Annotated in this window: 11 protein-coding genes; 8 read left to right on the top strand and 3 right to left on the bottom strand. The window is 44.8% G+C overall.

The window, feature by feature from the left end; translation table 11 throughout:
* Window positions 1-47 precede the first annotated feature (47 nt).
* Entirely contained in the window at window positions 48-416 is a 369-nt protein-coding gene (locus QUB26_RS28785) for a hypothetical protein (protein WP_333246622.1), read from the bottom strand.
* Window positions 417-667: 251 nt separating this feature from the next.
* Window positions 668-7,168, bottom strand: a complete 6,501-nt coding sequence (locus QUB26_RS28780) for an AAA family ATPase (RefSeq protein WP_333320744.1) — start codon at window positions 7,166-7,168, stop codon at window positions 668-670.
* Window positions 7,169-7,703: 535 nt separating this feature from the next.
* Here QUB26_RS28780 and QUB26_RS28775 point away from each other — a divergent pair.
* Window positions 7,704-7,871 carry a polysaccharide deacetylase family protein gene (locus tag QUB26_RS28775; RefSeq protein ID WP_333246638.1) on the top strand — a complete coding sequence of 56 codons (168 nt, stop codon included), beginning with the start codon at window positions 7,704-7,706 and terminating at the stop codon, window positions 7,869-7,871.
* A gap of 268 nt (window positions 7,872-8,139) precedes the next feature.
* Here the strand turns inward: QUB26_RS28775 and QUB26_RS28770 are convergent, their stop codons facing one another.
* Window positions 8,140-8,418 carry a hypothetical protein gene (locus QUB26_RS28770; protein ID WP_333320742.1) on the bottom strand — a complete coding sequence of 93 codons (279 nt, stop codon included), beginning with the start codon at window positions 8,416-8,418 and terminating at the stop codon, window positions 8,140-8,142.
* Between the two features lie 461 nt (window positions 8,419-8,879).
* Between QUB26_RS28770 and QUB26_RS28765 the strand changes: the two genes are divergently transcribed.
* The 7 genes from QUB26_RS28765 to cydB all read left to right on the top strand — a co-directional run bounded on the left by QUB26_RS28765 (window position 8,880) and on the right by cydB (window position 17,080).
* On the top strand, window positions 8,880-10,043 hold the full coding sequence (locus tag QUB26_RS28765; protein WP_333057335.1) for a GuaB3 family IMP dehydrogenase-related protein: 1,164 nt from the start codon (window positions 8,880-8,882) through the stop codon (window positions 10,041-10,043).
* A gap of 760 nt (window positions 10,044-10,803) precedes the next feature.
* The gene (gene trxA / locus QUB26_RS28760) at window positions 10,804-11,127 is read left to right on the top strand and encodes a thioredoxin (protein WP_006631199.1); all 324 of its coding nucleotides are present in this window, start codon (window positions 10,804-10,806) and stop codon (window positions 11,125-11,127) included.
* Between the two features lie 189 nt (window positions 11,128-11,316).
* Window positions 11,317-12,384 (top strand): LOG family protein, encoded by a 1,068-nt coding sequence (locus QUB26_RS28755; RefSeq protein WP_333320739.1) that lies wholly within the window; start codon window positions 11,317-11,319, stop codon window positions 12,382-12,384.
* Between the two features lie 302 nt (window positions 12,385-12,686).
* Window positions 12,687-13,892, top strand: a complete 1,206-nt coding sequence (locus QUB26_RS28750; RefSeq protein WP_333320737.1) for an urease accessory protein UreH domain-containing protein — start codon at window positions 12,687-12,689, stop codon at window positions 13,890-13,892.
* Window positions 13,867-14,340 carry a hypothetical protein gene (locus QUB26_RS28745; protein WP_333246632.1) on the top strand — a complete coding sequence of 158 codons (474 nt, stop codon included), beginning with the start codon at window positions 13,867-13,869 and terminating at the stop codon, window positions 14,338-14,340. The genes QUB26_RS28750 and QUB26_RS28745 overlap by 26 nt, the downstream gene beginning before the upstream one ends.
* A gap of 275 nt (window positions 14,341-14,615) precedes the next feature.
* Window positions 14,616-16,058, top strand: coding sequence for a cytochrome ubiquinol oxidase subunit I (locus QUB26_RS28740; RefSeq protein ID WP_333246634.1), 1,443 nt, complete (start codon window positions 14,616-14,618; stop codon window positions 16,056-16,058).
* An 8-nt stretch (window positions 16,059-16,066) separates the two neighbouring features.
* Window positions 16,067-17,080 carry a cytochrome d ubiquinol oxidase subunit II gene (cydB, locus tag QUB26_RS28735; RefSeq protein ID WP_333246636.1) on the top strand — a complete coding sequence of 338 codons (1,014 nt, stop codon included), beginning with the start codon at window positions 16,067-16,069 and terminating at the stop codon, window positions 17,078-17,080.
* Window positions 17,081-17,410: the final 330 nt, after the last annotated feature.

The following is a 17,410-nucleotide window of genomic DNA, read 5'->3' as shown; positions in this document are numbered from 1 at the left end:
TCAAGTCGAACTCATGGACTGGCTAATTTCATAAAGTCCTTTTTTTGTCAACTCCTAATACTGAACCGACGCCCTAGGGCCTCTGCGACTATGGGTACTAACTGTTGAACGAGTTTTTCTGGTAGTCGCGAACTCGCTTTACTATATGCCCCGGTGTCTGAAGAAGGAGGCTTGGCTCTGGCTGCCCTGGGCCACGTACTCATCCGCTTCACGGCTTGACTTAAACTTTTGTCGGGATCGAGTACCTGGGATACCATCGCCCACAAGGTGACTACCGGTGTGTAGATGCTTTGGTAGTAGGTGATCTTCTCATTCGCTAGAAGCTCACCTACTAAGGAATCTGGCAGCAGCTTCTCCCAAGGTGAGGCAACGCTCTGCAAAAATTGTTGTTTGAGAATAGACGCACGGTTTGGCATAATGGAGAGAGATATTTTGGTTTGTAAGGCAATTATCTATGTATATCTTGCCTTACAGATTTTTTTTGGCTCACTTTTTCAGTGCCATTGGACTTTAGCTATTAGACAGGGAATTCATTCCCTGGCGGACTGGCGGCCCCACTAGCGCACTTGGCGGACTGACAGCTTAACTTGTCACCAATGCCCTGGGCCGTTTCCCTACGGGGTTCGATCGCGCGGTGTACTTCATAAACCTGGAATCTGCTATATCATCATTCACCAACCAAGGATTCAGTTAAATCGAGAATCTTCTCAAACTGAAACCTCGTCACCCAATTTCTGAGAGTTTGAAGCTCGAAAGCGTGAGATTCAGGAATCTCCTCAAGGAGTTGACAAACTAATTCCGCATCAGCGTCAATAGCTGCTTCATATAATTTTACTATCCATTCTTTTGACATCGATGCTAATAAATCAGTGAAATTTAACGGTTCTCCAGTCACATTAGAAGGGGGAGATGGTAGCTCTTGCTCCTGATAAATATAAAGGACGCCCAAATGTTTAGTCATGATGTCAAAGATGGCCTCTGTGTGGAACGGTTTTCGCACAAAATCATCACAACCAGCCGATAAAATAACTGCCTTTTCTTCTTCCCACACGCTAGCAGTAATAGCAATAACAGCAGTAGCTTGAGCTTTGATAGTGCCTTTAATGCGTTTCGTGGCTTCATAACCATCCATAACGGGCATTCTCATGTCCATCCAGATCAGATGGGGTGAGTAGGAATCCCAAATTTCAAGCGCTTCAATACCGTTAGTCGCTTCTTGCACTTCAAAACCAACAGGTTTGAGGAGTTTAACTAACAGTTGCCGATTGTAATCTCGATCGTCCACCACGAGGATGCGATATTGGGGTTGGTTAGGCGCTAGGGCCACGACGCGACGACTTTGAGGTTGATTTTGAATTGTGCTGGCATCAGCGATGCCCACAGGAATGTCAAATTTAAATGTTGTACCCGTTGTGTCTTCTAAAAATTCCTTGAGAGGCATTCCAGGGGTGAAAGCTTTACCGTGACTAATGACTGTTATTTCACCTCCCATCAAGCGGACAAATTGACGGCTAATCGTCAGTCCTAATCCGGTTCCTTGCTGCAGTTTTTGACCGGATGCTGTTTGCACGAATGGTTTGAATAGATTCTCCATTTCCTCTACTGCAATGCCAATTCCCGTATCTTTTACTTCAAAGGTAATGGTTGTTGATTGTGGCTTGTTGGTTGTTTTAGTTTCGGCTTCTATTTGGGCTTTTACCTGTTGATTTTTTACTTGTAAATACACACTTCCCGAAGCGGTAAACTTAACGGCATTACTGATTAAATTAATCAGCACTTGCCGCAACTTAATTTCATCAGCGTAGATATATTTAGGAACATCGGCAGCACATTCAAATCGTAAGTCTAAGCTTTGATCGGTGGCTTTTAAGGCAAACATATCCTCGATTTCAGCTAAGAAATGATGAAGATTCAAATTATTTTTAGATAGCGTCATGCGTCCTGCTTCAACTTTGGAAAGGTCAAGCACCTGATTAATTAGAGATAATAAATGCTCTCCACTGCGCTGAATGATGTTAAGGTTCTCTTTTTGTTCAGTTAACAGATTGGTATCCTGATTCATCAGTTGAGAAAAACCCAGAATGGCGTTCATGGGAGTTCGCAATTCGTGGCTCATGTTGGCAAGGAAAATGCTTTTGGCGAGGTTGGCGGCAACGGCTGCTTCTTTCGCTTGTTCGAGTTCTGCTTCAACTTTTTTGCGCTCACTAATCTCCTGTTCTAAGCGGACATTTTCGATCAGCGTTTTTTGTGCCTGCTTACGATCGCTAATATCTTGAAAAGCTGCGATCGCATATTCTACATTACCCGTGTCATCGAATATTGGCGTACTGGTTGATTCTACAGAAACAATCCGCTCGTTTTGATATAGTTCCAAGTCATCAGCCTGAGCTTTTTCACCGCCAAGCGATCGCACCAGGGGCAACTGTTCGACTGGATATATCTCCCCTGTCCCTGCCCGATAAACGCCATAGGTTTGCGATAGTCGATCGGTTTCCATTTTTGGTAAATCTTGAATATTCAGTAACTGCTGTGCAACTTGATTGGTGTAAATGATTTGTCCTTTGGCATCGTGAACGGAGATGCCTAGGGGAATAGCATTGAGGAATTTATTCAGGCGATTTTGCGTCGATTGTACTTGGGTGTAGAGTCTGGCGTTGGTAAGTGCGATCGCCGCTTGACTTGACAGCAGTTTAATTAGTTCCAGGCGATCGGGTGTAAAAACGCCATCTGCTAAATTATTTTCCAAGTAAACAATTCCAATTAATTGCCCTTGATTGATCAGAGGGGCGCACAGGATAGACTTGGGCTGCTGTGTTTTGATATAAGCATCTTGGGTAAATCTGCCTTCACGGGAAACATTGGTTTCAATCAATCCTTCCTGAGTCCTTTCAACATAGTGAATAATCGATAAAGGCAGGCAGGTTTCTATAGGAGTCGATTGCAAAACCATCACCTGATTTGAGTTAGCCTCACCTGAAGCTTCGACTCGCAGTTGTCCTTGAGACTCTAAAATTAGATAGCCAGTTTGTGCCCCGCAGCTTTCCAGCAGGATTCTCATCAAAGTCGTCAGGAGTTTATCCAACTCAATTTCACTGGCAATTGCCCCAGATGCTTTCATCAATGCTGCCAAATCCAGGGTTTCCCCTGAAATGCTGTTAGATGTATCAGACAGGCTGTTGCGCGATTTATCCGACAAATTGGCTTTCGTAAAACGCTTTAAAAGTTCTGGATACTGTTGTTTCAAATCAGTCATTTTAGCTGTTGCACCCCAACGTAAATAACAGTAGTAAGCATTTGTCATATAGGCTTGGGCAACTTGCTCTTTTCCCCAAGCGAGGTAGAATTTGGCAGCCAGTTCATTAGCCAAAGCCTCTTCGTTGATGTACTCATGTTCTTTGGCTAAGGCAATGGCGCGATCGTAGTAGTCGATCGCCCTAGCCTTTTCACCCAAAACTCGATGCCGCTCTGCCTCCACTAGATAGAATTTATGGAGGTGAGTCATCGGAGCTGAACTCGCCCATTTCTCGATCTTTTTCTGATTGGATTCAACCTTTTTCAGGATTTGTTTTTGCTCATATTTAGAAACATCAAAATATATAGCAAGATGAGTAAGGGAATTGTAAAAATGAGAAAGAGGAACAGATCCCACAGCACTGTTTATATTTTTTTCAACCAAGGCGGCATTTTCCAGGGCTTGCTGATAGTCTTGAAAAAGATAGCCGAGGTATAATTTAAAAAAATAGAGGGAATGACAAATATTTGTAGTATTCGCCGCCAAATGAATGGGCAGCATTTTTATTTCATCATAGCTTTCACCGATTAAACGGCACTTATCTTCAGCCCGACCCATTAAGTTCAATACGACCTGCCGCTGGAGTTGATTGTAATAAAAGAATGTTTCTTGATTGAATTGCCGGAAAGCGTTACTGTACATAGCCATCTCCCGTTCCAGCCTTGTCAGTTCCTTGCCCGCTACCAGGGAATAGTAGCAGTATGCGCCGGCTGAAAAAGTCGCATATTCTAAATCTCCGGTTTCCCGTCCAATCAAGTAAGCATCTAGCAAAGGGGTTAAGCTTTCCCTAATATGCTCGTGCCAATGTCTAATAAAGTAATTAAAGATAAATAATGTCCGAGATTTAAGTTTTGTTGCCTTGAATTTATCGACTAACAAGAGAGCAAGTTTCCCAAATAGATAGCCGGAGTTAACATCGTTTACGACTTCTCCAGAAAGAATTAGTCCGTAGGTAGAATAAGCATAGGATGACACCGGAGTATTACCATATTTTACTGATAAATCAACCTGTTTAAACACGATCAGCGGAAACAATTCTGGTGTGGCAAAATAGGCAGCAGAAAGCATAATTGATAGGATACGCATGGCGGCTATCTTGTCAGGATCGGTCATTTCTGGCAGGTCTATCAAGTCCTCGATTCGTTTCCCTGCTAGCCCGATCTTTGTCCTGGCGAGTGCAATGATAATATCTAATTTATTTGGCTTCTTGGGAAAGCTAATCCCCAACAGCTTTAATACTGAAAGTGCCGTCTCTATCGCTTCTAACGGTTTGTTTTGTGCTGTATAGGCTTGAATCTTGACTTCATAGACTTTCACTTTGTCCAGCAATGAAGTAGCTTGTTGAAACACAAGGTCAGCCAATTTTTCCATTTCCTCAACGTGGCCACTCAAGATAGCAGCTTCTACTGTTTCCACATATAGTGCTAGACTTAGGTCATACTGACGAAGCCAACTATCTGCACTCAGGCAATTTATACCAATGCTTAAGTAATTCCAGGCCGGTTTCCAAGCTGCTGATGCCTTCGCTTTTTTGCCAGCAATTAGATTTAATGGAGCAAGTTTATCTTTTTCTAACTGAACATCAATTGTTTCAATACGGAAGTTGAGCTGATTGACAATATCAAAAATCTTTTGTTGGAGTACCTGTGGTGGTGTATTTTGTAACAACAGTTGCCCGACTTTCCAGTGAACCGCTTGCTTGTCGTGTGGGGGAATTAGGGAATAGGCGGCTTGCTGGATGCGATCGTGAGCAAATTTATAAGTAATTTTTAAGTCATTCGCCTCTCGGTTTCTTTTCAGGAATTTGTAATCATCTCCAAGGGGTAATATCAATCCTGCTTGAATAGCATTCCATAATTCATCAGCCGTTTCTTTTTGAGAAGTTTCATTAATAATTGAAAGCGTTTCTAAATCAAATTGGTTGCCAATGCAAGCGGCTAATCGTAAAACTTTTTGTGCTGAATCTGATAAGGTTTGAATTTTATCTGCCATGAACTCAACAACGTTATCAGTAATATTCCTAGTTATAATTTGCTCTAAATCCCAATACCAAGCCCCAGCATTAGTATCAAATTTAAGCAATTGCTCGGTATAAAGTGACTTGAGAAACTCTTTGATAAAAAACGGATTTCCTTGTGTTTTTTGCCAAACTAAATCGGCTAATTTTTGCGCCTGGATGCTATCGGTTTTCAGCGTATCCGCAATGAATTCATTAACCTGCTTTAAATTTAGGGGTGAAACGGAGAGATGATTAATTACAACTCCCTGCTTTTTCATCTCAGATAAAGTCAGCATTGCAGGATGACTTGCAGTGACTTCGTTATCTCGATAAGCTCCAATTACAAACAGATATTGAGTAGTAAAATCGGTCATGATCAACTGGAGCAATTGCAACGTAGCGCTGTCTGTCCACTGAAGGTCGTCTAGAAATAGGACCAGGGGATGTTCTTTTTGGCAAAAAACTTGAATAAAATTTTGAAAAGCTAAATTAAACCGATTTCGTGCTTCTGTTGCAGGTAATTCTGGGACGGGATTCTGTTTGCCAATAATCAGTTCCACTTCGGGGATGACATCAATAATAATTTGTCCGTTGATTCCTAATGCACGTCGAATCTTCTCTCGCCAATGTTGTAATTGGGGTTCAGTTTCGGTGAGCAATTGTCGCACCAATTCTTGAAAGGCAGCGACTAAAGCTTGATAGGGAATATCGCGTTGCAACTGGTCAAATTTACCTGCAATAAAGTAGCCGCTTTTTTGAGTGATGATCTTATACAGTTCCTGAACTAAAGCTGATTTCCCAATACCAGAGTATCCCGAAATTAGCATGAGTTCAGTTTGTCCCTGTACGGAGAGATTTTGTGACTTAGTTGTGCTTGGGCTACTCAGGTTATTTGCTAAACCAGCCCCTACTTGTTTTTCTTGTCTCGACGCTACACGATCAAATGCACTCAATAAGGAGTCAATCTGTGATTCTCTCCCGTACAGTTTTTGAGGGAGTTGCAATTGAGGATAAATATCTTGGTATCCCAAGGAAAAAGCTTGAAATTTACCAGTTCTAAATTGAGCGAGACAAGTTTTTAAATCTGCGTTGATTCCCCAAGCACTTTGATATCTATCTTCCGCCATTTTGGCCATTAACTTCATGACAATTTCTGAGACAGTCAATGGAATTTCGGGATTATTTTCATGAGGTGGAGTGGGTTGTTTTGCAATATGGCAATGGACTAACTCAAGTGCATCAACGGATTCAAAAGGCAACTGGTTGGTTAGCAGTTCATAGAAAGTAACGCCAAGAGAATAAAAGTCAGTGCGATAGTCTAGTGAGCGATTCATCCTGCCTGTTTGTTCTGGAGACATATAAGCCAATGTCCCTTCTAGAAGATTAGGACTTTTGAGGCTGGGATTCTCTTGGGATAGGATGGTAGATAAGCCAAAGTCAATAATTTTTAATTGTCCAGTTTGAGGATTCAAGACAATATTAGATGGATTGATATCTTTGTGAATGACATTTTTTTGATGAACTTTGCCTAACGCATCTGTGATTTGGATGGCTAGGTGGAGAAACTCTGGTAATGCCAAGGGACGGCCATCCAGCAGGATTTTTAAGGACTCTCCTCCAAAATCTTCCAACAACATGAGTTGTGTGTTATCGTATTTTCGCAGTTCGTAGGCTTTAATCGTTTCCTCTAGGTTGAGAAGGCGAGTGATTTCGTATTCTTGCTGATAGCGGTAGAGTTCGGCTGGGGTGGGGTAATCCTCTTTGAGGAGTTTCAAAATCAAAGGTTGCTGATTTGATTTGAGGATGCCTCGGTATACGAGGGAATTAGCACTTTCGTAAATCTGGCTGACAATTGTGATATCGGGCAGTGAAATCATGTTGGGAATTATTGCTGCCTAAAAAAGTTGAGTATACAAATAAATATAACATGGGGAGGAGCGGGTGAGAGCAACAGTAAACTCGCTGCGAATATACATCCTTGCCTTACACCCCCCACAACTCCGGATCTTTTATTATTGCTTTTTTGCTCTGGACTTACTTACGCTATATGTATGGTACAAGTGTACTGGCACTTGAAGCGTCTAGCTATTGTACGATCGCCAAAAATAAAAATTTTCGTAACGGGCAATAATTAATGATAAAATAGCTTAAGGATTAAGTTACCCAATTGTGGTTATCTGACAGCAATCCACTTTAATGCTCGATCGAGTGCGTGCAGCTATGCGAATCGGTAAAATTTTACAAAATTTTCTGCTTTTCACAATAGCGTTACTTTTCGCAGTATCGCTGTTAATTAAAGTTACTAAATTTCACAATTATTTCGGCATCAACCGCGCCGATACTGAAGTAAAAGTTGTTGCCCTCACCTAGGACGACGGGCCCTATCCTCCCTATACAAATCAGCTTTTAGATATCTTAGACCGCTATCAAGTTAAAGCAACTTTTTGTGAAATCGGCCGCAATATTGAGAAACATCCAGAAATGGTGAAAATGATTGTCGCGAGGGGAGATGAGTTGGCAAACCATTCCTACTCTCACAAATCGCATTTGCCATCCTGCTCTGGCTGCAAGATAATCTAATTGAGTCATTAAAGCTGGAACTAAAGCTGCCCGAAACTGCACCGGCACAGTAGAGTTACTAGCAATTTTTTTAACCAGTTCCAGCAGCAAAACGAGGTTGTCGGTGGCTTCCGGGAGGCGAGAACCGGGGAGAAGGGCGATCGTCCGAACTCCGGGTGTTAACTGCAAATCTTTGCCCGTAGAATTGAGGTTGTCCATGACAGGATTGCCAACAAACAGAGCTTTCTTTAAACCCTGTTGGTTTAAGTCAGCAGCAGTCAAAGCATCTCTAGTAAAAACCGCCAGACATTTCTCTGAGCAAAGCAACTGCCACAAGATTAAACCCAAATTGACTCGCCCCTCGTAATAACTCGTAATAACTAGAAGGGGCAGAGAGAAAAATTATATAGGGGCGGTTGCTGGCATGGGCGATCGCCCCGGCGACAATATCCCCAGTCGCCACCACCAAATCGCAGCGGCGCGAATGCGTCCAAACAGCCTGCAATTGCTGCCAAGTCAAAGCAATCAGCCCTGCGCCAATATCTTTGAGGAAAAACAGGGGATTCATGTAAAAAACTCCCCCAGACGGCATTTGACTGGTGGGCCCAATAATTGGCACGGTCGATCGGCGGTAAGCAGCCCCGTCAATCGATTTTAGATTTTAGATTTTAGATTTTAGATTGACTTGCGCGAGATAAATGCGGGGGCTTGAGGATTTTCGATTTTGGATTGATTCCACGGATAAATCACGTGGCGGGTACCACCTTTGAAATTCGTGGTCACCGACAACCGGCATCGCCGAAACATCAACATCCGCGCCAGATACTCTCAAAGCTTTGAGAATTTGACAGTTAATCGCGTCTTCCCCGTGCCCGTTGCTGAGGAAAAGTATCCCCTTCGATTTCATATAATCAGAATACAATCAGAATCAGTGCCGAGCTTTTTTTAAAGACAGCCGTGCGATAGCTAAACTCGGGCGGGCTAACTTTTTGTTAGTCTAATTTAAATACATTGTGGAAGTGAAACAGCGTGAATATTGAAATTGGGCGGGGCAAAAGCGCTCGCAGAGCTTACGGCATAGATGAAATCGCGCTTGTACCGGGACAGCGCACCCTCGATCCGAGTTTGGCAGATACCAAGTGGCAGATTGGCGGGATCGATCGAGAAATCCCGATCATCGCCAGCGCCATGGATGGAGTAGTCGATGTCCGCATGGCGATTTTGCTGTCGGAATTGGGAGCAATGGGCGTGCTCAACCTAGAAGGAATTCAAACCCGCTATGCCGACCCCCAGCCAATATTAGAGCGCATCGCCAGTGTGGGGAACCACGAATTTGTTTCCCTGATGCAGCAACTCTATGCCGAACCCATCAAGCCAGAATTAATTGACCTGAGAATTAAAGAAATTAAAGCTGGAGGAGGGATTGCCGCCGTCAGCGGTACACCGGCTGCTGCGAGCAAATACGGCCGGGCGGTTGCTGAATCGGGAGCCGATATATTTTTTGTGCAAGCAACAGTAGTCTCGACAGCTTTCCTTTCCCCTGAAGCGATCGCACCTCTAGACTTAACTAAATTCTGTCAAGAGATGCCGATCCCAGTAATTTTGGGCAACTGCGTCACCTACGAAGTCGCCCTGAATTTAATGAAAACTGGCGCTGCGGGCATTCTCGTGGGCATTGGGCCGGGGGCTGCTTGCACATCTAGGGGCGTATTGGGTGTCGGCGTTCCCCAAGCCACAGCGGTAGCAGACTGCGCCGCCGCGCGGGACGACTACTATCGCGAAACTGGCAAATACGTGTCGGTGATTGCTGACGGCGGTTTAATTACCGGCGGCGATATCTGCAAGTGCATTGCCTGCGGTGCCGATGCAGTAATGATTGGTTCGCCCTTTGCCAGGGCCGCCGAAGCTCCTGGCCGCGGCTTTCACTGGGGGATGGCGACTCCCAGCCCGGTTTTGCCGCGGGGCACTCGCATTCGCGTGGGGACTACGGGTACTGTGGAGCAAATTTTGCGGGGGCCTGCGGTGCTAGATGACGGTACGCACAACTTGCTCGGAGCTCTGAAAACTAGCATGGGCACCTTGGGCGCTAAGGATCTTAAGGAGATGCAGCAGGTGGAAGTGGTAATTGCTCCTTCTCTGCTGACTGAGGGTAAAGTCTATCAAAAAGCTCAGCAGTTGGGCATGGGTAAGTAGATTTACCGATCGAATACCAGCATACCTTGACAAAATTTGTTCCACAGTCTCGAAATTTACAGAATATTGTGGAATTATCGAGAAGGAGATGTCACAATAGAAGAAGCGGAGACGCATGTTTCCGTTCACTCCTCACACCACACTCCGCCCGGACTACTGTTCGGGCGGTTCCTTTTTTGCCGGAAATCTTGGCTCTTGCTTACTAGATACAGAACTGAGGCTTTTCGCTCCGGAGAGGGGGAGAGGGGGAGAGGGGGAGAGGGGGAGAGTCTGGGGGTGGGAGAATTTTTTTTCTACATAAGTGCATTCTGCCTTGGGAAACATCAGTGCCTTGTTCCTTCAGGAATGAGAATTAAATAACTTCCACTTTTGAAAGTGGGATGGGCCTAAGAGCCCGTCCAAAAAAGACGGGCTCTTAGGCCCATCCCACAATAACAATTAAAATTGTAAGTTATTTAATTCGCGATCCTCAGAAACCTTGTGCCTTCTTCCTTCTACCGTCTTCCCTCTTCCTTCTTCGTTCAGAAGCCTTCTCTTAAAATCGTTGACCGAAAGCAGACTCAGGACCGGTGAAATAAAAAACCTGTATCCGAGGAAACTTGCCGAACGTATTTATCCGTGGGGTCAATGCTTCAATTCTAAAATCTAAAATCTAAAATCTAAAATCTAAAATCTAAAATCTAAAATCGATTGACGCAAGTGGTTACACTTTTTGCTAGACTTGTTATCCGAGAAATAGTATTTACAAGGATGGCTAGGGATGTCAGCAGCCGCGCAAGTAACCGACTCTACCTTTAAGCAGGAAGTGCTCGATAGCGAAGTTCCAGTTCTAGTGGATTTTTGGGCTCCCTGGTGCGGGCCCTGTCGGATGGTGGCGCCCGTCGTAGACGAAATTGCCCAGCAATATGAAGGGCAGGTCAAGGTAGTAAAAGTTAATACCGACGAGAATCCTAACGTCGCCAGCCAATACGGTATCCGCAGCATTCCGACGCTGATGATATTTAAGGGCGGTCAACGTGTGGATATGGTAGTTGGGGCAGTTCCGAAAACTACTCTGGCCAACACTCTGGAAAAGTACATTTAACTGAACTGCGAGGGGTTTCGCGCTGTTCTTTGTGGGCCGCGAAAGCTAACTCGCTTCAGAACCGGGGCTAAGCTACGGGAAAAGTTATTAGTACCCAGCAGAGCAATTTGCTGGTGGCTATTGGCTTCTAACTTTGGCTTGCCCCTTAATTTTTAGTCGCGACAATTTGTTACCGTTTCGGAAAAATTCATGATTCCTTCTGGGTATGGTCAAGGTTTTGAGTCTCTCCAAGCTGAAGTGATGGAGTTGCTCGATCGCTTGCCAAAGTTGAAGCACTCTGAGTGGATCGAACGATCGCTCTCTACTATAGTGCAAATGGCCGGAGAGGATCTCGATCGGCTAGACTGGAAAATTATTGCGGCGTCGCTCCGAGATATGGAGAACGCTTTTGAGATGTTTTATCCTTACCGCCACGTTCGCAAAATTGTGATTTTTGGTTCGGCGAGGGTGTCACCGCAATCTGTGGAATATTTGATGGCCAGAGACTTTGCGCGGGCGATGGCCAAGCAGGGTTTTATGGTGATTACTGGCGGCGGCGGGGGAATTATGCAGGCGGGGAACGAGGGGGCGACTGCTGAAGGTTCTTTTGGGCTGAACATTCAGTTACCTTTTGAGCAGAGTTCTAATCCTTTCATTGCCGGCGATCCCAAATTGCTCAATTTTAAATATTTTTTCACTCGTAAGTTATTTTTTCTCCGGGAGAGCGATGCTTTGGCTCTGTTTCCGGGCGGTTTTGGCACTCTGGACGAGGCTTTTGAGTGTCTGACTTTGACTCAAACTGGCAAGTTCGGGCCGGCTCCTTTGGTATTGATCGATCGACCCGGAGGAGATTATTGGCACGATTGGAATTATTTTGTGCAAAAACAATTGCGGGGCCGGGGCTTGATTTCAGTCAACGATCGCAGCCTGTATACGATTACTGACGATGTAAATGTCGCTTGCGAGGCGATCGGTAGTTTTTATCTGGTTTATCACTCCTGCCGCTACGTGCGCGAAAAACTGGTAATTCGTTTGAAAACAGAGCTTTCTGAGGAGAATGTCGATCGGCTAAATACTGATTTTAGCGATATTGTCGTCACCGGAAAAATTGAAAAAACTCAAGCTTTGGAACCGGAAATAGGAGATGCAACTTTCGATATGCCGCGCCTAGTTTTGCATTTCAACCAGCGGGATTTAGGGCGGCTTTATCAGCTAATTGCTACCATCAATCAAATGGGTGCAGCTTCGCCTGCTGCGGCGCATCCAGAAAAAAAGTAGTTATTAGTCAACAGTCATTAGTCATTAGTCATTAGTCATTAGTCATTAGTCATTAGTCATTAGTCTGTAGGGGCGGGTTTCACGAGAAATATTTCTAACTTACTCAGGGGATAAATAAACCCGCCCCTCTGATGGAGATAAATTTGACCACGAATTTCAAAGGTTGTACAAACCCCCGCATTTATCCGTGGAATCAATCCAAAATCGAAAATCGAAAATCCTCAAGAAAGAGCATTTATCTCGCGCAAGTCAATCTAAAATCTAAAATCTAAAATCTAAAATCGATTGACTACTAACTCAAAATGCTAGACCTGCTGCTAATTGCAATTTTGGGATTTCTCGGCAGTTTCGGTCACTGCGCGGGGATGTGCGGCCCGCTGACAATGGCGTTTTCTCTTTCTAATTCCCGCAACGATAAATTAGCTGCTTTCCGCTTTCATTTGCTGCTAAATTTGGGGAGAATTGCTGCTTACGCTTTGGTGGGTGCAGCAATTGGCGGAGTGGGTTCGGTGTTAATTGCTGGCGGACTTTTGGCAGGTACGGGCAGCGAATTGCGGCGGGCGATCGCACTTCTCACGGGCACGATGCTGATTTGGTTCGGAGTAATGCAAATTAAACCGAACTTGCTGCCGGGATTGCCGCTGTTGCACCCAATGTCGCACGATCGAGTCGGACAAGCAATGAGCAAGCTTTCGGCGCAAAAAAACTGGTGGGTGCCGATTGGTTTGGGTTTGCTTTGGGGTTTGATTCCCTGCGGTTTCCTCTACGCGGCGCAGATTAAGGCGGCGGAAACCGGAAATCCGGTTTTGGGTGCGGCAACGATGCTGGCTTTTGGACTCGGCACCTTGCCAACTATGCTGGGAGTGAGTTTTTTTGCTGGCAGATTGAGCGCGGACAAGCGCAGTCAACTGTTTCGGATGGGTGGTTGGGTGACAGTGGCGATCGGGATTCTTACCTTGCTGCGAACCGATGAAATGGTTGATTTTACGGGCCACGCAGCGCTGCTGTGCTTGATGCTAGCACTGTTGGCGCGTCCGGTGAGCAAGTTTTTACCGCAACTGTTGCGCTACCGCCGCGCCTTGGGTGTGGGCGCGTTTGTCCTCGCAGTCGCCCACACGTTTCATATGCTGGATCATACGCTGAAATGGAATTTTGACGCGCTCTCTTTTATGTTGCCGCAGCATCAGTTGGGAATGGCGGCTGGGATGCTGTCGCTGCTGTTGATGTTGCCGGCGGCGGTTACAAGTTGCGATCGTATTCAAAACTATTTAGGCCAACTGTGGCGAATCCTTCACCTGTTAAGCGTTCCAGCTTTCTTGTTGTGCGCTGTACACGCGGCACTCATCGGTTCCCACTATCTCGGCGGTTTTGAATGGAAGTTGCACAATCAACTGCTGACAGCCGTGTTAGCGGTGGTTGTGGTGTTAGTTATGTTTGTGCGATCGCGCTTGTTTTGGTCAGTTTTATCACTAGAAAATTTCTATGTTTCACCTGTCAAACAAAAGTAAAACTTTAGGATTGTTAGTATTTTTGGGATTTCTAATTGAAGCAACAATTCCCAGCGCGCCGCAGTTAAACTCGATTTCAGTTTTGGCGCACGAAGTCGAAGTATCGGGAGATGTCGCAGCTACCTTTCACCTCGAACCCAACCACAATCCCCGCGCCGGACAGCCTGCGAGAGTCTGGTTTGCCCTAACTCGCAGGGGCGGTCAAATTATCCCACTAGAGCAGTGCAATTGCAAGTTAGAAGTTTATCCGAAAAATCGTAAAGATGGGGATAAGCCGCTGATGCAGCCACCTTTAACCGCCATATCTGCCGAGAAATATCAAGGGATTCCGGGGGCTGATATCGTGTTTCCCAAGGGTGGGATTTACGAACTTGAATTGAGCGGAACAGCCAAAAATAAAGCTAATTTTAAACCCTTTAAACTGACTTATACAGTCACGGTTCGCTAAGATAATATTTCCATCACCGAACATAAATCTTGTAGGGGCGGGTAAACCTGCCAATAAATGCCTCAAACCCACAATCTCATAAACCCGCCCCACCCAACGACAAAGCATAATCTACCTATTTTAACATACAAAAAAAATACAACCGAAATCTGTATAAAACCTTAAAAGTTGCCAACTCTACAAAATGTCATAAATTTTTACACTACATTATAACCAGTGTCCATTATGTAATTTGTGCAAGCTAACCTCTTTTGAACTGAGCAAAGGATATAACGATGGATATCTTATCTAACACCGTGGCGCTGTCACGGATGCAATTTGCGCTAACCGCCATATTCCATATGCTGTGGCCAGTTCTGACTACGGGAATGGGAATTTATCTGGTAATTGTTGAAGGAATGTGGCTGAAAACTCGCAATCCCGACTACTACCATCACGCTCGTTTTTGGTCTAAACTATACGTCCTCAACTTCGGTATTGGAGTAGCTTCAGGAATTCCGATGGAATTTCAATTTGGCACGAATTGGGCACCATTTTCTGAAGCAGTAGGTGACTTTTTTGGCAGCATTTTGGGATTTGAAGCTTCAATGGCATTTATGCTAGAAGCCGGCTTTTTAGGCATTATGCTGTTTGGTTGGGAGCGCGTTCACCCGATCGTCCATTATTTCGCTACAATCATGGTAGCCTTCGGCGCTAACCTATCCACAGTCTGGATTTTAGTCGCTAACTCTTGGCTGCAAACTCCTGCAGGCGGAGAAATGGTCAATGGCAAGTTTATTGTCAGCGATTACTTTCAAGCAATTATGAACCCGTTCGCATTAAACAGCATTCTTCATATGTTTTTTGCGACGTTAGAAACTTCCCTGTTTGTCATTGGCGGAATTAGCGCTTGGTACATTCTCAATAAGCGCAACCAAGCCTTTTTTTCCAAGTCTTTAAAAATTGCCATAGCGACAGCAATCGCCGTTGCACCTTTGCAGATATACATCGGACATTTGAGCGCTGAACAAGTCTATCACTATCAACCCACTAAATTAGCAGCAATCGAAGCTAAGTGGGAAACTTCACCAGCGGGAGAGTCAGCCGATTGGACTTTGCTAGCTTTGCCTAATGAAAAAGCCCAAAAAAATGACTGGGAAATTAGCGTACCGAATGGCTTAGGATACGTTCTGGAATTCAAACAAAAACTATCCGAACCCGTGCTAGGTTTAAAGGAATGGAAACCCGAAGATAGACCCAGAATGGTGGGTTTAATCTACTATTGTTTCCGCATCATGTCCGGGATTGGATTCTTCTTTTTAGGACTGATGCTATTCAGTATAATTCAGTGGATGCGAGGCAAACTTTCTGCTGAAAATATTAGCAGTCAACCTTGGCTAATGCGCGCTTGGGTATTAGCTGCTCCCCTGGGATATATTGCTGTAGAATCGGGTTGGATTGTGCGCTGTGTCGGCCGACAACCTTGGGCTTTATACGGGCAAATTCGCACTGCTGACGCGGTGTCAAACATCCCCGCCAGCAATGTTTTAACTTCTCTTAGTTTCTTTGCCGTTGTTTACAGCTTTTTGTTTGTTTGTGCCTTGTATTTTGGCAGCAGAATTATCCGCCAAGGGCCTAATTTAAGTCTGCCTGTGCCTGGTTTAGACAATGAACCTGCAATCGAAACTCAACCCGCAGAACACATTCCCGATCAACGTCCCGTAGAAGCACAACAATAGGAGATTTTATGCAAGCTTTGGAGCATTTTCTCCCGCAAGTTTGGTTTGTAGTTTTGGCTTTGTTTCTCCTGCTATATGTCATGCTAGACGGTTTTGACTTAGGAGTAGGCATCCTGTCTCTGACTGCTTCCGACGAGGAACGCCGGGGCATTTTAATGACGAGTTTGGGCAACGTTTGGGACGCGAATGAAACTTGGCTGGTGTTGATGGGAGGCGCTCTGTTTGGCGCATTTCCCCTCGCTTACGGCACGATTTTAACGGCATTGTACATACCGATTTGCATGATGCTTTTTGGTTTGATATTTCGGGCTGTAGCCTTTGAGTTTCGCGAGCATTCTAATCGCAAGTTATTCTGGAATTATGCCTTTGGTGCTGGCAGTTTTTTAGCAGCTTTAGCTCAAGGATTTGCCCTCGGTGCTGTGCTCGAAGGCATTGCGGTTGATGAAGCTGGTCATTTTGTAGGTTCTACTTGGGATTGGCTGGATTGGCGATCGATCTTGGTTGCTTTGACGCTGATTCAAGGCTATGTTTTGATCGGTTCAACCTATCTAATTATGAAAACAGAGGGCGAACTGCAAACAAATCACTATCGCACGGCTAAAATTGCGGCAGTGACGACTTTAATCGGAGCGATTTTAATTACGATCGCCACTCCGATTTTTTACGAAAGTGCTAGATCCAGGTTGTTCGAGAAACCGCTAGTTTATGTCTTTGCCACAATTCCTTTGCTGGGAGTGCTGTTGGTAGGACTGCTCCTGAAAAGTCTCGCAAACAAAGAAGAACGCACGCCGTTTGTCTGGACGATTCTGATTTTTCTGCTTACTTTCATCGGCTTGGGATTGATTGTTTTTCCGTACATTATTCCCTCGCAAATCACGATTTACCAAGCCGCCGCTTCGCCCAGCGCCCTGGTATTTATGATTGTGTTTATGGGCATTCTGATCCCGATTATGATTTTTTACAACATCTACAATTATGTTGTGTTTCGGGGTAAGGTTGTCGGCGGCCACTACGGGGAATAAAGCATAATAAAACCGCAGATGCAGGCTAATGTACGCAGATAAGCTCAACTCTATATCCGGGTTTGTCTGCGTATATTTGCGTACAAATTACCGATTATTAGACCTCTTGCAAAAGTCCTTTTCATAAATTTATTGGACGTGTTCTTCGGCCCGTCCTAGTTATTTTTGCAAGAGGTCTATTGTTTTCTGATACCATCAAAACTTACGCAACCATACTATACATAGCGTAAATAGTGCGGAGTAGGCAAAGGAACTAAGGATCGCGAATTAAATAACTTACAATTTTAATTGTTATTGTGGGATGGGCGTCCCGCCCGTCCTTTTTGGACG

The sequence above is a fragment of the Microcoleus sp. B4-C1 genome, from assembly GCF_036705285.1.
Taxonomy (GTDB): domain Bacteria; phylum Cyanobacteriota; class Cyanobacteriia; order Cyanobacteriales; family Microcoleaceae; genus Microcoleus.
Note: the sequence above shows the minus strand (reverse complement) of the source record. Positions and strands in the feature narration are given on the sequence as shown.

Coding starts and splice junctions, on each gene's coding strand:
- QUB26_RS28770 (WP_333320742.1), bottom strand. CDS start 8,418: ATGAATCCCCTGTTTTTCCTCAAAGATATTGGCGCAGGGCTGATTGCT.
- QUB26_RS28750 (WP_333320737.1), top strand. CDS start 12,687: ATGCTAGACCTGCTGCTAATTGCAATTTTGGGATTTCTCGGCAGTTTC.
- QUB26_RS28785 (WP_333246622.1), bottom strand. CDS start 416: ATGCCAAACCGTGCGTCTATTCTCAAACAACAATTTTTGCAGAGCGTT.
- cydB (WP_333246636.1), top strand. CDS start 16,067: ATGCAAGCTTTGGAGCATTTTCTCCCGCAAGTTTGGTTTGTAGTTTTG.
- QUB26_RS28745 (WP_333246632.1), top strand. CDS start 13,867: ATGTTTCACCTGTCAAACAAAAGTAAAACTTTAGGATTGTTAGTATTT.
- QUB26_RS28755 (WP_333320739.1), top strand. CDS start 11,317: ATGATTCCTTCTGGGTATGGTCAAGGTTTTGAGTCTCTCCAAGCTGAA.
- QUB26_RS28780 (WP_333320744.1), bottom strand. CDS start 7,168: ATGATTTCACTGCCCGATATCACAATTGTCAGCCAGATTTACGAAAGT.
- trxA (WP_006631199.1), top strand. CDS start 10,804: ATGTCAGCAGCCGCGCAAGTAACCGACTCTACCTTTAAGCAGGAAGTG.
- QUB26_RS28740 (WP_333246634.1), top strand. CDS start 14,616: ATGGATATCTTATCTAACACCGTGGCGCTGTCACGGATGCAATTTGCG.